General features: G+C 50.2%; 15 protein-coding genes and 2 pseudogenes. 5 read left to right on the top strand and 12 right to left on the bottom strand.

From position 1 onward, the window contains the following. The first annotated feature begins 5 nt into the window (after positions 1-5). Together bshA and AC2YIT_RS01110 are read left to right on the top strand one after the other, a co-directional pair. Positions 6-1,148, top strand: a complete 1,143-nt coding sequence (bshA, locus tag AC2YIT_RS01115) for an N-acetyl-alpha-D-glucosaminyl L-malate synthase BshA (RefSeq protein ID WP_106598535.1) — start codon at positions 6-8, stop codon at positions 1,146-1,148. Between the two features lie 127 nt (positions 1,149-1,275). Further along, on the top strand, positions 1,276-1,533 hold the full coding sequence (locus AC2YIT_RS01110) for a DUF4834 family protein (protein ID WP_430843291.1): 258 nt from the start codon (positions 1,276-1,278) through the stop codon (positions 1,531-1,533). Between the two features lie 103 nt (positions 1,534-1,636). Here the strand turns inward: AC2YIT_RS01110 and carB are convergent, their stop codons facing one another. The 5 genes from carB to nuoB form a co-directional block, all read right to left on the bottom strand. After that, positions 1,637-4,480, bottom strand: coding sequence for a carbamoyl-phosphate synthase large subunit (gene carB, locus AC2YIT_RS01105; protein ID WP_430843293.1), 2,844 nt, complete (start codon positions 4,478-4,480; stop codon positions 1,637-1,639). Between the two features lie 209 nt (positions 4,481-4,689). After that, entirely contained in the window at positions 4,690-6,525 is a 1,836-nt protein-coding gene (locus AC2YIT_RS01100; protein WP_430843295.1) for a BamA/TamA family outer membrane protein, read from the bottom strand. A 62-nt stretch (positions 6,526-6,587) separates the two neighbouring features. After that, entirely contained in the window at positions 6,588-8,267 is a 1,680-nt protein-coding gene (locus tag AC2YIT_RS01095; RefSeq protein ID WP_430843297.1) for a hypothetical protein, read from the bottom strand. Positions 8,268-8,364: 97 nt separating this feature from the next. After that, positions 8,365-8,907, bottom strand: a complete 543-nt coding sequence (locus AC2YIT_RS01090) for an NADH-quinone oxidoreductase subunit C (RefSeq protein WP_487277977.1) — start codon at positions 8,905-8,907, stop codon at positions 8,365-8,367. 8 nt (positions 8,908-8,915) lie between these two features. Further along, positions 8,916-9,446 carry an NADH-quinone oxidoreductase subunit NuoB gene (gene nuoB / locus AC2YIT_RS01085; protein WP_430843301.1) on the bottom strand — a complete coding sequence of 177 codons (531 nt, stop codon included), beginning with the start codon at positions 9,444-9,446 and terminating at the stop codon, positions 8,916-8,918. A gap of 130 nt (positions 9,447-9,576) precedes the next feature. Here nuoB and AC2YIT_RS01080 point away from each other — a divergent pair, with 130 nt between their 5' ends. Then, positions 9,577-10,320 (top strand): hypothetical protein, encoded by a 744-nt coding sequence (locus AC2YIT_RS01080; RefSeq protein ID WP_487277976.1) that lies wholly within the window; start codon positions 9,577-9,579, stop codon positions 10,318-10,320. 1 nt (position 10,321) lies between these two features. Here AC2YIT_RS01080 and AC2YIT_RS01075 read toward each other — a convergent pair whose 3' ends face one another. Further along, on the bottom strand, positions 10,322-10,657 hold the full coding sequence (locus tag AC2YIT_RS01075; RefSeq protein WP_487277975.1) for a helix-turn-helix domain-containing protein: 336 nt from the start codon (positions 10,655-10,657) through the stop codon (positions 10,322-10,324). 232 nt (positions 10,658-10,889) lie between these two features. Between AC2YIT_RS01075 and AC2YIT_RS01070 the strand changes: the two genes are divergently transcribed. Then, the gene (locus AC2YIT_RS01070; RefSeq protein ID WP_430843307.1) at positions 10,890-11,132 is read left to right on the top strand and encodes a hypothetical protein; all 243 of its coding nucleotides are present in this window, start codon (positions 10,890-10,892) and stop codon (positions 11,130-11,132) included. Next, complete coding sequence (locus AC2YIT_RS01065; protein ID WP_487277974.1) at positions 11,129-11,536, top strand: PIN domain-containing protein; 408 nt, start codon at positions 11,129-11,131, stop codon at positions 11,534-11,536. The genes AC2YIT_RS01070 and AC2YIT_RS01065 overlap by 4 nt, the downstream gene beginning before the upstream one ends. 5 nt (positions 11,537-11,541) lie before the next feature. Here AC2YIT_RS01065 and AC2YIT_RS01060 read toward each other — a convergent pair whose 3' ends face one another. The 6 genes and pseudogenes from AC2YIT_RS01060 to AC2YIT_RS01035 all read right to left on the bottom strand — a co-directional run. Beyond that, the gene (locus tag AC2YIT_RS01060) at positions 11,542-12,009 is read right to left on the bottom strand and encodes an NADH-quinone oxidoreductase subunit A (protein ID WP_487277973.1); all 468 of its coding nucleotides are present in this window, start codon (positions 12,007-12,009) and stop codon (positions 11,542-11,544) included. A 63-nt stretch (positions 12,010-12,072) separates the two neighbouring features. Then, positions 12,073-12,954 carry a sulfite exporter TauE/SafE family protein gene (locus AC2YIT_RS01055; protein ID WP_487277972.1) on the bottom strand — a complete coding sequence of 294 codons (882 nt, stop codon included), beginning with the start codon at positions 12,952-12,954 and terminating at the stop codon, positions 12,073-12,075. Between the two features lie 207 nt (positions 12,955-13,161). Beyond that, positions 13,162-14,103 carry a nitrilase family protein gene (locus tag AC2YIT_RS01050; protein ID WP_430843316.1) on the bottom strand — a complete coding sequence of 314 codons (942 nt, stop codon included), beginning with the start codon at positions 14,101-14,103 and terminating at the stop codon, positions 13,162-13,164. Positions 14,104-14,175: 72 nt separating this feature from the next. After that, the gene (locus tag AC2YIT_RS01045; protein WP_487277971.1) at positions 14,176-14,562 is read right to left on the bottom strand and encodes a helix-turn-helix transcriptional regulator; all 387 of its coding nucleotides are present in this window, start codon (positions 14,560-14,562) and stop codon (positions 14,176-14,178) included. 111 nt (positions 14,563-14,673) lie between these two features. Continuing rightward, positions 14,674-14,796 (bottom strand): annotated as a pseudogene (locus AC2YIT_RS01040) (hypothetical protein); the annotation flags it as partial. A 56-nt stretch (positions 14,797-14,852) separates the two neighbouring features. Continuing rightward, a pseudogene (locus tag AC2YIT_RS01035) lies at positions 14,853-14,981 on the bottom strand (DUF6597 domain-containing transcriptional factor); the annotation flags it as partial. Positions 14,982-14,983 lie beyond the last annotated feature (2 nt).

Below are 14,983 nucleotides of genomic sequence, written 5' to 3'. Positions count from 1 at the left end.
CTAATATGAAAATTGGTATCGTATGCTATCCTACCTTCGGAGGAAGCGGTGTGGTAGCTACCGAGCTTGGGAAAGCGCTTGCGAAAGCGGGCCACCAGGTTCATTTCATTACCTATTCCCAGCCTCAACGACTGGACTTTTTTAATGAGAACCTCTATTATCATGAAGTAAATATACCTGCGTATCCATTGTTCCAGTACCCGCCTTACGAGTCGGCGCTGTCAAGCGAAATGGTGCATGTAGTGGCCAATGCGGGCCTTGACTTACTTCACGTACATTATGCGATCCCGCACGCGTCGTCGGCGTACCTTGCAAAGCAGATCCTCGCTGCGCAGGGCATTCATATTCCGGTGATCACCACCTTGCACGGCACCGACATTACCCTCGTTGGAAAAGATCCTTCGTACGAGCCAGTGGTAACGTTCAGTATCAACCAGTCGGATGGTATTACTGCGGTTTCCGACTCGCTCAGAAAGGATACCTACGATCATTTCAAGATCACCAAGGATATTGAGGTAATCCCCAATTTTATCGACCTCGACCGTTTCAACAGGCAGAAGAAAGATCACTTCAAACTCGCCATTTGTCCTAATAACGAGAAACTGATCGTCCATACCTCCAATTTCAGGAAGGTCAAAAGGATCGACGATGTGATCATGATTTTCGAAAAGCTGCGCAAATTGCTGCCGAGCAAGTTGCTCCTCGTAGGCGACGGCCCCGACCGGATGCGCATCGAACGCCTTTGTAAAGATCTGGATATGCTTTCGGACGTTCGTTTCCTGGGTAAACTCGATGCAATCGAAGAGGTACTTTCCGTAGCCGACCTGTTTCTGATGCCTTCCGAATCTGAAAGCTTCGGGTTGGCTGCCCTGGAAGCATTGGCCTGCGAAGTGCCCATCATCACCTCCAATGCAGGTGGTTTGCCCGAGCTGAACGTGCACGGCGTAACCGGCTTCCTGAGCGACGTGGGCGATGTAGAAGACATGGTAAAACACGCTGCCTACATTCTCGACGATGCCAACCTGCCTACCTTTAAAGCGAATGCATTGGCAAGGGCTCGCGAATTCGATGTGGCGAAGATCCTGCCGCATTACGAAGCCTATTACGAACGCGTCGTGGAGAACAGCAAAGCGGTCGATCTTGCATAGGCAACCGTTGGTAAACGGATAGCGCCGCTCAGTTTGCGGTTTCGTCTTTCATGCGGTTTTCCTTATATTCGTGTGCTAATTATGTTAGGTTTACGTTATTGATTGAGGTAAAAAACATTGTCGAAAGATGAAAGTGCTATTTAATATATTATTCATATTCCTGCTCCTGATCGCATTTGTGCCGTTTTTTCGGCGCTTCCTTTTCCACCTGCTTGTGGGCAGGCAGCTGATCAAGCAACAGGAGAAAGCATACCGTGCACAACAGCAGGCCGAGCGCGCCCGCACCAAACCAGGGGGCATCCGGGTTGACAGTGCTCCGCAAAACAACGGCGAGTCATCGAGGTTCAAAGGGGGGGAGTATGTGGATTATGAAGAAGTGAAGTAGAAGATATAGAAATAGATATAATGCAATAAGCCCGGAGCGATCCGGGCTTATTTGTTTTGGTATGAAAGTGTTTTACTGCTTGATCACCTTGTAAATGTTATTCTTACCGGCTCAGGTACAGATTTCTTTCGCCATAAATTCTCTGAAAGAACTCATCTTCCAAGTCCTTAATGAAGTAAATCGCTTCACCGGTCGATTTCATTTCAGGGCCGAGCTCCTTGTTCACATTCGGGAATTTGTTGAATGAGAATACAGGAATCTTGATCGCCCAGCCGTTTTTCTTCGGGTTGAAGTTGAAGTCTTTCACCTTCTTGTCGCCAAGCATCAGCTTGGTTGCGTAGTTCACATAAGGCTCTTCATAGGCCTTGCAAATGAATGGTACCGTGCGGGAAGCGCGAGGGTTAGCCTCGATCACGTACACGACGCCGTCTTTCACCGCGAATTGAACATTAATCAATCCTTTTACATTCATCGCTTTCGCGATTTTGCGGGTATGTTCTTCGATCTGACGGATTTCGTCGGCAGTAAGGTCGAATGGCGGCAATGCAGCGTGAGAGTCGCCCGAGTGGATACCCGCAGGCTCGATATGCTCCATGACACCGATGATGTAAGAGTCCTCGCCGTCGCAGATTGCATCGGCTTCTGCTTCCAATGCGCCTTCGAGGAAGTGGTCGAGGAGAATGTTGTTGTCCGGAATATCTTGCAGGATTTTCACCACATGTTGTTCCAGCTCCTTCTCGTTGATCACAATTTTCATGCTCTGTCCACCCAAAACGTAGCTTGGACGAACCAACAGCGGGAAGCCCAGCGTGCGTGAAAGTTCAACGGCAGCGTCGGAAGTCCGTACGGTTCCGAATTTCGGATAAGGAATGCCCAGTTCTTCGAGCAGTGACGAGAACCGTCCGCGGTCTTCCGCCCAGTCGAGGGAATGGAAGTCGGTACCGATGATTTTTACACCGTATTTTTCCAGTTTCTCAGCCATTTTCAGGGCAGTTTGACCACCCAGCTGAACGATCACACCCTCAGGTTTTTCGTGCTCGATAATGTCGAAAACGTGCTCCCAGAAAACAGGTTCGAAGTACAGTTTGTCGGAAATATCCGGGTCGGTCGAAACGGTTTCAGGGTTACAGTTCACCATGATCGTTTCGTAACCTGCCTCTTTCGCGGCCAGTACCCCGTGTACGCAGGAGTAGTCGAACTCGATACCCTGGCCGATACGGTTAGGTCCTGAGCCCAGTACCATCACTTTCTTGCGGTTGCTGACAATCGACTCGTTATCAGGGAATTCCTGGGAGGTATTGAAAGTAGAGTAGTAGTAAGGCGTTTTAGCTTCGAACTCGGCCGCACAAGTGTCAACGCATTTGTATACACGCTTGATACCCAGTGCTTTCCGACGATCGTAGACTTTGCTTTCCTTAGTACCAAGCAAATGTGCAATCTGACGGTCGGCGTAACCTTTCTGTTTTGCTGTCAAAAGGAGTTCTTTCGGCAGGTCTTCCAGGTCGTATTTCTCGATTTCGTGTTCCAGTTCGATCAACTCTTCGATCTGACGGAGGAACCACGCATCTATTTTAGTCAGGTTCTGGATCGTTTTGAACGACAGACCTATTTTGAATGCATCATAAATGTGGAACAGGCGGTCCCAGCTCGGATGTGCCAGGCTGTGCTTGATAGCTTCCTGGTCGCGGAGCTCGCGACCGTCGGCGCCCAGGCCGTTGCGGCGGATTTCCAGCGATTGACAAGCCTTTTGCAATGCCTCCTGGAAGTTACGTCCGATACCCATCGCTTCTCCCACCGACTTCATCTGAAGTCCCAGTGAGCGATCGGCGCCTTTGAATTTATCGAAGTTCCAGCGCGGAACTTTCACGATCACGTAGTCGATCGAAGGCTCGAAGAATGCGGAAGTGCTGCCGGTGATCGGGTTGATGAGCTCATCGAGATCGTAACCGATCGCCATTTTCGCGGCAATTTTCGCGATAGGGTAACCCGTCGCTTTCGAAGCCAATGCCGATGAACGGGATACACGCGGGTTAATTTCGATCGCGATGATCTTGTCGTCCGCGGGGTTCACCGAGAACTGTACATTACAGCCACCCGCAAACTTGCCGATACCATTCATCATTTTGATCGAAAGGTCGCGCATTTGCTGGTATAATGTGTCCGGAAGTGTCATCGCAGGTGCCACGGTGATACTATCGCCGGTGTGCACACCCATCGGGTCAAAGTTCTCGATCGAACAGATGATGATGAAGTTACCCTTGCTGTCGCGAAGCAATTCAAGTTCGTATTCTTTCCAGCCCATTACACTTTGCTCCACCAATACTTCATGTACAGGCGATGCGTGCAAGCCGTAGTTGAGCGCTTTGTCGAAATCCTCTTCTTTCTCCACAAATCCACCGCCAGTACCCCCGAGGGTAAATGAAGGACGGATTACCAACGGGAAGCCGATCTCCTGTGCGATTTCTTTTCCTTCGAGGAAAGAGCGGGCTGTGCGGCCCTGGCACACGTTTACGCCTAGTTCGAGCATTTTCAGACGGAATTTCTCCCGGTCCTCGGTCGTTTCAATCGCTTTGATATCCACCCCGATAATATCCACGTCATACTTTTTCCAGATACCTGCCTTATCGCAATCGATCGCCAGGTTCAGCGCCGTTTGGCCTCCCATGGTGGGAAGTACCGCATCGATGGGCCTGCCCATCGCCTTGTGTTTTTCCAGAATCTCAACGATGTACTTTTTTTCGAGTGGCAACAGGTACACATGATCTGCGCTGATAGGGTCAGTCATGATGGTTGCAGGATTGGAGTTGATCAGAACTACCTCAATCCCCTCTTCGCGTAGTGAACGGGCTGCCTGAGAGCCAGAATAGTCAAACTCGCACGCTTGACCGATGACGATGGGGCCTGAACCGATAATCAGAACGGATTTGATACTCGTATTTTTGGGCACAGTAAATGGTAATTTGTAGAAATGAAGGAAATACTTGAACAACTTTTGGCAGTTGCCTGACGATTTTGAGCAGGGGTACGTCCAAAAATTCCACAAAGTTAATTCTCATATCCGAAAAAGGACAGGAAGTGGGTTGAAATAACTGTAAAATTTTGAAATCAGATCATTAATGACCAAGTAATCAGATAGTTGTGGAAGTGATTTGTTCGCTACTGAAACGGCGCAATGGCCGGTGCGGAGATGTCGAAGTCGCGCAGGCGCAGGGGAACGTTGCCCGAAGCAGCAAAACGGGTAGGTGAGGAAAGCTCGGGAATATTGACGTAATACCCGAAGCGTATTTGAAGGGTGTTGAAGGTAAGATTTTCGTTCCGGAGCCGCAAGCCCAGCCCATAACCCTGGTATAGCGGGCTTTTCCAGAGATGCGGCACGCCATTGACGAGACCTAAATCCGCGAACACAAAATAGGCGATACGGAATCCCAAAAGACTCTTGTCGGAGAAGAATACGGTTTCCGTTCCGATGGTCAGCTTCTTGGTACCGATCAGCCGGTCATTGTTAATGCCGCGGATGCCTCTGTCGCCGCTGATATTAAGATAATCCAGCGGGTCCCTGTTGATGCCTTTCGCAAACCTGATGTTGACAAACTGCCGGAAAAAGCTGTACCGGAATGGGATCAAATTGCTGATGTAGGTAACCTCTCCATTGATAACCCCCTGCTGGGCCACACCGTTTTTGGAATAGGTGCCCAAATTGGCCAGCCCGTAGAAATAGCCCAGGTTATGAGGCAGGTATTTGCCTGTCGCGAATTGAAGGCCGCCGTAGCCACGCGCGCCGTACTCCGTGTTCTCGCGCCCGATCGTGAGCGCGAACAAGCTACCCACCGGAACGTCCTCTGTCCGTCCGAAGCCGTAAATCAAAACGTCGCGCTTATAGTTCCGGTTGGAGAAGCCCAGGCTGACGAGCGTCGCAGTGCGGTTCCAGTAATTCTTATTGAGATTCGGGGCTACCTCAGGGCGTTCGTCGTAATTGTATTTGTTGTGCCTGAATGCCGTCACGATCCGGGAGTTCTGGGCCAGCTTACTGTCGGGAAAGGGGAATTTGAATGCCCGCCCGATCCAGAAATCGTAGTATTTGTAATCGGTCAGCAGGAGGGTAAGCGAGTCTTTCGATTGCAATTCCCGCTTGATCTGCCTTGTATTGTAATGACCTATTTCCAAAGCACCCGCGTACTTTGTCTCGGTTGTAATAAACCGGCGGTTGAACCGGATGGATTGTTCTTGCAGGTCGCGCTCGAAGATCAGGCTGGCTTGGGCAGTGATGAAAGTTTTACCAATATAAGGGACTGTGTAAATGGCACGGAACTGAAACTTTCGCACGGAGTCCCTCGAATCCCAGCGAATAGCCGTTCGCTGGGAATGCGTCGTTCCCCGCACGTTGATGTTTTCAAGTCCTATGCCGAATTTATTGAACGAACTGAAGCTCCCCGAGAAATTGAGCGACCACGAATCCTGAATGAGCACGATAATGTCCGCCATCCAGGTCACATCCTTTCGGGGAATGACAATGATACGAGCATCGACGAACATCCGGTTGGAGCGTAAAAGACGTTCGGTATCTTTCAGCACATGCGCCTGGATATCGTCGCCCTCCGAAAACAGCAGGAAAGATTTCCGGATAATACCTTCCCGTGTGTTGGTATGGACACTTTTACTTAAAAACCTTTCAAGCTGGTTGCCTTTCCGGGTGGTATCATAAACCGATTCGCCCAGGATATTCAGCTGTCGGATGTAGATTTTCCGGATTACCATGCCTTCGTAGGGCGTGAACGGGTTAGTTTCAATCTCCTTGACCTCGGTTACCTTGCCCTGGTTGTACACATCCCTGAATAGCAGCCGGTAAACCGCCCGCGAGAACTTGGTTTTGGACATCCGGGCTTTGAGATTGGTGTACCGGATACTGTCGCGGCTGTGCACTTCCAGGCTGTCGGGGTTTTGTGCCGACGCGCAGAAGGAAAGCATCAGAAACAACAGCAAATATTTGCACATGGGCTATCCGGATTCCAAATCAACTGTTTCTTAACGCAAACGCACCAATGCGAGGTATAAAACTACTGGCTGTTGACCTCGATCAGCGCCTTGGCCGTCTTTTCCGTTTCGCTTGGTGCCGGGGCATTTTTGGTGGCGAATTTGCCGTTTGGCCGGATAATGGAAAATGTCGCGAAATCCAGCGGATTGAGACGGAACAGCAGGTCCATCGCCTGACTATCGTTTACCGACATGTGAATGCCTTTTAACCTGTGCCGCACAATGTATTGCCGCAGCAAAGCATCCGAAACCGTATAATTTTCGGTTGAAAAGTGCACGAACAGGAAGACGATATCTTCCGGCAGCCTGGCTTGCAACGTCGGGATGAAATCCAGTTCCTCGCGGCTCTTGGCATCCTCGATATTCCACTTGACGAGGTAGATTGTTTTCCCTTTCAGTCCATCGACAATCCCGTTGAACCAGGAAGTACCGCGGTCGTTGGAAGCGCTGAGGTAATAGCCGGGCAATGCCTCGACCGGTGCGGTACGTGCATTTTTGAAATCCACCAGCTTGCGGATATCTGCGCTGTCCTTCACTTCGAGCTGAACGATCTCGTCGAGCGATTGCCTGAACTGCGGTATGCCGGTCCGGGATTGAATGTGCTTATTGAGTAACAACTGCTGCTGATAGGTGTATTTGTAAAGGTTTTTGGCGAGGTAGCGTACTTTGAGAAACTCGGTGGCGGTGCTGTCGAACAAATCCCCGTAAATGCGGCTCTCTCGCTCGTAGTTGAAAAGCAGGTTCAACACCATTTCATTGCGAGCGAAAAGCTTGTTCATGAAATCGAGCTCACCTTTTTCGGCCAGGCCGTTCGATGCGATCTGGTTCAGGTGCTGGCGGTCGTCCGCAGAAAGGCTTTTGGAGTTGTCGCGGATCAGCGCTGCCATTAATTTCACCGGCAATGAATTGGTTCTGCTGGGGTTGTCGAATTTTTTTCCTTCTACCAACTGGTCGGCGTAGTTGCCGAACCGGTTGGCCCAAATCACCCGCTGTCCGGTCAACGGTGCCCGGTCGAGGCGTTTAAGGCTGTCGAGCAGCGCCTTGCTGACCTGATACTGATTGCTCAATGCGTGTTCATACAAAATCTGCAACTGTTCCTCGTCCGTAACCGATTTGACCCAATTATACAAAACAGGCGATGTTACTGTACTTTGCGTAGCCGCTTTGACTGATCCGAGCCGCAGTTCACCGCGGCTCTCGGCGATAAAGCGGGCGTCGGACGGGCTTTTCTCCCAAAATGTTTTGAAAAAATCGGTCCCCAGTGTCCTGCTGCTGTTCAAACGCTGGTTTTCCGCGGCCAGATATAAAGGATATTGATTGTTGGCGTCTGCATTGGCTCCTGCGAAATAGAACAGCTTTTTAGCTCTGCCAATAGAATCTCCATCGAAAGTAATTTCGACGGTCCCGGGCGATCCGAGAAAAGTAGTGAACGCTTTTCCACCGTAATCCATATAAATTTCTTCCTGCGGGAAAAGCATAGGAAGAGAAACGCGGAAAGTCCCGTCAGCCTGTAAATCGGCCTGTTTGCTCAGTTCCGATTGGGGTTGCAGGATATTGTTTCGTGAAAAGGTGATAAACGGAGCCTGACGGTAAAGCCGTCCGTTGAGGTTATTGATCCGACCCTTGATAATAAGTGAGTCGGTGACTGCGAGTGCTGATTGCAAAGAGCCGAGAAAGAGGGCCGTCAGTATGATGAAGCGCATGCGGGTGATCATTAAAATTTAGTAACGAAAAATAACGAGGCTTTTTCATGCTACCAAATATGCGTGATTATTTGCCCGAATGCACGCAAAACATATGCTATGCCCTATCCGGATCAGTGGACGGTTCCAGGGCCTTACCATCTTCGTAGCGAACATAAATGCCATGGTACCTTTCCTGGGCATTGTAGTCCTTGCGAAGCGGGTGGCCTTCCCAGTCTTCGGGAAGCAGGATACGCCGGAGATCCGGGTGACCTTCAAAGGTAATGCCCATCAGGTCGAACGCTTCGCGCTCATGCCAGTCTGCTGTGCGCCAGATGTGGCTCACAGTGGGCACGGACGGCAAGGTCGTCTTGGTCGTATTTCTTGGAAAAACGGTTCTCAGGGTCAGGTCCCGGCCGTAGGGAATGGATGTGAGGTTATAAATCAGTTCCATCGTATCGGCTGCGGCACCGTTATCGATGGCTGTAATGCAGGCCAGGTAGTCGAAATACAGCCTTTCGTCTTCATGTAAAAAACGGCAGATGGATGCGATACCTTGCGCGGGGACATTCAGCGCAGATTGCAGGTTCCTGGTTTCGGCCATGATGGCGTATTCCGGAAACTGGGCGGCAATAATATCGACGATTTCCTGAAAAGTCATAGGTAGGATTAGGATAAAACAGCTTGTGACCCTGCGGCTTCCATTTCAAGGAAGAGGCCCGGGACGGCCTCCTGTTTGCCGCGGATTTTTTCCTGTAACTTCATAAAGCCTCCGATAAGCGCCTCGGGCCGGGGCGGGCATCCGGGTACGTATACATCCACCGGGATAATGCGGTCGACGCCCTTCACGACGTGGTACCCATGCTCCCAGTAAGGGCCACCGCAGTTGGAGCAGCTGCCCATCGAGATCACATAGCGCGGTTCCGGCATTTGTTCGTACAGCCGCCGGATACGGTCGGCCATTTTGAAAGTAACCGTCCCGGCCACAATCATCACGTCCGACTGCCGGGGCGAAGGCCGCGGCATAATACCGAAGCGTTCGAGATCGTAGTTGGCCGCGTAGGTTGCCATCATCTCTATCGCGCAGCACGCCAAACCGAAGCCCATTGGCCATAGCGACGACAGGCGAGCCCAGTTCATCAGGTCCTCTGCATTGGTCAGGATAATACCGCCGTCGCCGGTTTTGATTCGTTCACTCATGAATATTTGAAGATGCCGGATTTTGGTACGGATATTGCTTTAAAATACATTGTTCGTCTGCAAAACTAACCATATTTGGCAAGAAACCGTTTCAGGCGGCGTTACAAAACAAACACAAACCATCAACTATATGGAACGAAAATTACTCATCTGTTTCCTGCTTTCGGCCTTTTGTATCGGCGCAGCGTCGGCCCAATCGGACTCCACCGTCAGGATATTCAAAAGTGGAATGGCCGTTTATGCGGAGCTTGGAATGCTGCCGAACAACAAATCCCTGCGCGACCAGCTTGCCCGTCTGCAGGTAAAACCGTTCACATCTTTTATGGGGAATCTCGTGCTCGCTCGTCGCACCGAATCGGAGCGGTGGTTCTCTGAGGCCAGGATTATCGTCATGAATAGCACCAACTACACCTCCGACCGCGATACGCGCAAGGCATATCTGAACGGATTCGGCATTGGCACCGACGGCGGACCCAAACTCGTAAATAATGCGCGCTGGAACGTGACGATACCGTTAGGTGCCGATTTCATGTTGTACAGGCTCAATATCAAAAGCAATGCGTCCGTATCTGCCCAGCAGTTGCTGAACAACCCCTCGGCTTACCAGGCCGTGAAGCTGTATACCGCCAATATCAATCTGCATGGAGGTATCGGGGTGGATTACAAAATGAATTTTCTGCCCAAAATTCACGAAAAAGTGTACCTGAGCGGCAAGCTGACCTACCATCAGCCTGTTCTTGGAAGGCGTAAATGGAAGGGCGACAATGTAACGGTCGATGATCTGTCCCGTTTAAAGGTAAACCAGCTTTACCTGCAATTGGGGTTTGTGTTCTTTCCGCGTCCGCATATGAAAAAATGGGGCGGAATGCACTAGGTCAGGCCCCTTTTTTCTCGGCGAGCAGCGTGCGCAGCTGGTTTTCGAGGATTTTAATATAGGTATCCTTGTCCATTTCGCTCAGCGACTCGGGCGAAAATTGCCCAAGGGGAATGTCGCGAACGATTTGCTGCACAGGGCGGTCGGTGATCAGTTCAGGCACAGTGCAGTTAAGGACTTTGGAGAGTTGTTTAAGGATGTCAACCGAAGGAGCTACCTGCCCGCTTTCCAGCTCGTTATATTGTTCTTCGCTCATTTGGAGTGATGACGCCATTTGAGCGACGGAAAATCCTTTTCGTTCACGCCCGGCGTGTAAATTCTTTGTGAAAGCCTCCATAGTATTTTGTTGATGATGACAGAATGGGTACTAAGCCCGAAAAATCGGTATTTTTTAAGTAACTGTCAATATAATTCGATAAATCAACCACTCCTTTCGATAATTTATGGAGTTGTTTATCAGAAAGTTATATATCTAAGATAACAAAAGGCGTGGGTTTTGAACAACCCGGAGATTTCTGTAAATTGGAACCGTGGTCTTAGGAACGGAGTTTTTCTTGAAAAAGCGATATATGGCACATACAATCACTATTGAGACAGAAAGCGATATTGATTTTGCTCTGTTAAAAGGGCTGGCCGAGCGGCTGGGCCTGCTGGTAAAGGAAACTCACGGCGACTATTCGATGCGGAATACCGACCAAGAGGCTGCAATGAAAAAATTTATTGGTAGTTGGCGGGGAGAGGAGACCGCCGAGGAGCTGGAATCGATGATCTACAATGCACGCAGCGACCGCTCGCGTGAGGTAAACCTATGAGCTACTTGCTGGATACTAATATTTGCATTCACTTGTTCAAGGGACATGAAGGTCTTGCTAACAGGCTCGAAGCAGTCGGGCTAAATTCCTGCCACTTATCAGAAATCACGATTTTGGAATTGATGTTTGGAGTGGAAAATAGCGCAATGAACCGTCGTCCTGCAAACCGTCAAAATTTGAATTGGTTGCGTGCTGCTTTTTCCGGCCGCATATTGCTGATAGGGGAGAGCTTTGACGAATACGCTCGGCAAAAGGCAGCTTTGCGGCAGGCCGGCTTACCGACTGGTGAATTTGATCTACTGATCGGATCCACAGCTATCGCGCATCGCCTAACGTTGGTAACGCGCAACACGAAGGATTTCAAGAATCTAGACAATCTAAAGTTAGAAAACTGGATCGACTAGAAGTACTATTTCTTGTACCGTTCGTTGACTTTAGCATACAAATCTGCCGGAACCGGGGATTTGACTTCCGGAATCTGCGGCTTGGGCAGGACCCAGTCGAGGTAACCTTTGGCCCAGGCGTAGGCGAGGCCGAAAATGAGGATACCTATGAAAACGGTCATTTCTGCCATGGCAAACCAGCCCCATTGGCCGTTCGTTTGCGCGATGAGCTCTTCGCTTCCAAATACTACCGACCAGGGGAAAAGAAACAGCAACTCCACTTCAAACAGTACGAAAATCAATGCAACGACGTAGAACCGGACATTGAACTGGATATTGGCATTCCCCAGCGGCTCTTCGCCGGACTCGTAGGTAGACAGCTTCTCTTCGTTGGGATTATGCGGGCGGAGGAATTTCGCAATGGTGAGCATCAGGCCGAGCAATATCAGCGCGGCGATAATGAAGAGCAGTATATAACCGAAATCGGTGAGCATGGTAATGTGCCTGTTTTGTACAAAACTAGGCAAAATGCGTCGGATATGGTGGGAAATGGTCTGTTAAATGCTGAGTAGGATAGTCCGGATGCTCAGGCCGATTACCAGTACACCCACGAGGAGCATCAGCGGCTTGCGTTTGATCTTACCCACAAGTATGGCGCCGAAAGGAGCGGCCATGACGCCGCCGACAATCAACCCGAGAACGACTTTCCAGCTGTCAACCCCTGTAAAAAGCATAAAAGTAATACCGCTTGCGAATGCCACGGCAAATTCTGCGGCATTCACCGACCCGATGGTGTAGCGGGGATCGCGGCCTTGTCCGAGCAGGGTAGAAGTGACGATGGGTCCCCAGCCGCCACCGCCGATTGAATCCAGAAAGCCTCCCGCCGCTGCGAGCATGCTGATGCGCCTGGTTTTATTTTTGATAAAAGTTTTTTGCAGTGCCTTACGGATGATAATCACGCCCAATATCAGCATGTAAAAGGCGATGAACGGTTTGATGGCATTGCCGTCTATGACATCCGACAGTATATATGCACCTGTAATTGAGCCTAATACGCCTGGTATGAGTAGGCTCTTGAAAAGTTTTTTATTGATATTCTTAAAACGGAAATGCGAGATCGCCGAAGCGCCGGTAGTGAACATTTCGGCAAAATGCACGCTGGCGCTGCTTACCGCGGGCGTGACGCCAAGGCTCAGCAAAAACGAGTTGGAAGTAACGCCGTAAGCCATTCCCAACGCGCCGTCCACAAGCTGTGCTGCCAGACCTACCAGTACATACAATGCGAAATCGCCCGTAAGGAAATCTGTAACCTGTTCGGTGCTGACGCTGATGACACCATTTGTCAGGAGAAGCCCCAGTAACAGAAGGATGGCTGCAATCGGAACGATATACCAGGTCGGTGACGAGGGCAGTTTGAGCGAGAGCACTTTGGCAAGCATTACCGTGAATTTTAGAATTTTGGAATATAGAGTTACAAAAATAGCAAAACTATTTAATCTACGTAATTGATAGATTATTAAATTTTGCTTAAACTCAAAATTGCCGGTAAGTACGTTTGGCTCATTTGCCCGCTAAATGACCAAAATGCGAGGCTCAATTCAATCAATTTAGCTAAATTCATTGAGCGAATTCAAGGAGTTTAGGCTTTACAGCCAAATCACGCGTTGCTCGGAGACGTGACCTTGCCCGATCACATCCCGGTATAATTCCGGTCGGCGGGCCTGTATGTAACGGTGCCCACCGGCTTGTTGCAGCTTTTCCGGGGTGAGTGTGGCGATGGTGAAGTCGTTGTCGAGTTTGCGACATTCGGCGATGATGTCGCCGAAAGGGTCGAGGATCATGGAGCAGCCGTTTTTGAGCTGGTCGTCGTCCATGCCGATCGGGTTGGAGAATATCGCGTACACAGCATTGTCGTAGGCGCGTGCGGGGAGCCATTTCATGAGCCAGGCGCGGCCTTTGAGCCCGTCGAATTCCTGGCGGAGAGAGGTTGGGTCGGCTTCTCGGTTTTGCCAGAGGGCCGGATCTACAAACCCCGCACCCGGGCGGGTGGAAGGTGTACACATCGTTACGTGCGGCATGAAAATGATGTCGGCTCCCAGCAGTTTCGTGGCCCTTACATTCTCTATAATGTTGTTATCGTAGCAAATAAGTATCCCGCATTTCCACCCTAACAAATCGAAAATCACATATCGATCGCCCGGCGTAAGGTTCGGGTTAATGAAAGGGTGCAACTTGCGGTATTTGGCAATGAGGCCGTTTTGATCAACGCACACGTAGGCCTTGTACATTTTATCATCCGCATCTTTCTCGAACAGGCCGGCCAGGACTACAATGTTATGCTCTGCCGCAATGGCTTGCAAAGCGCGAATACTCGGGCCATCCGGAATCGGTTCGGCGATTGCGAGCAGTTGCTCCCGTGATAGGTTTCGTGCGAAAGTGTAGCCGGTAACAGAGCATTCGTGAAATGCGATGACCTGCGCACCTGCTTTTGAGGCATCGCCGGCGAGCTGACGAATTACACCAAGGTTATACTCTTTGTCGCCGCTTTTGTTTTCAAACTGGGCCGTTGCGATTTTGATCGGTTTCATAGCTGTCTTTTTTATCCAAAAGTACATGCACAGACAAGGCATGTATTGTACAAACCCGACAAGCAGCAGAAACTAATGAACGAGCCGGATCAAATTCGCAGCCAGGACGTTTTGCGGGCTGAGGTACTGGCCGGGCGTAAGTCCCGACAGGTTCTTCATTTCGCGGATCAGGTGGGCCTGGTCGAAGAAGCCCGCTTCGCAGGCAATGCCGGCCAATGATAAACAGCTGGACCTTTTTCGCAGCATTCTGAGTGCGTATTGCATGCGGGTGATGCCGGCGTAACGTTTCGGTGAAATGCCGATCTGCTCTTCAAATTTGCGTTGAAGCTGGCGCTCTGCTGCGCCGGTCAGCCTGGTAAGCTGTGCAACCGAAATTAGGCCATTTTGTGAATGGATAATGTTAATGGCATTGGTTACCAGTGCGCTATTTTGCCCCGGATTTTGTAAATGGGTTAGCAAAAAATGCTCTGCTAACCTGATTTTGTCATGAATCGCAGGCGAGGCGGCAATTTGATCGCTTATCCACTCAACGTTGGTTCCAAAACAATCTACACACCCGACAATTTGATTTCTCAGTTCCGGTGCAGGTATTTTAAACAACGCAGTCGCTCCGAACGGAAACAGGACCGCGATAAGCAGGCGGATTTTCCCCTCCACCCAGACATTCCTGTATGTATCGAGTTGGCCATATAAAAACTTGCAGGAAGGGGCGCGGGGGCGGAATGCGTTTCATTTTGATAAAAAAGCGGGTCGCCGTAGTTGAACACCACCCCTGTATTGCCATCCGAAAAGATCCGCATAGCTGATTGTGTATCACTTTCTATGACCAGAAAATGCCGCACAACGCCGGAAAGAAGGTGTGTCGGTTTGACTTGCATAA

The organism is Dyadobacter sp. SRI_021 (assembly GCF_057586235.1).
This window is presented reverse-complemented; position numbering and strand designations above follow the sequence as displayed.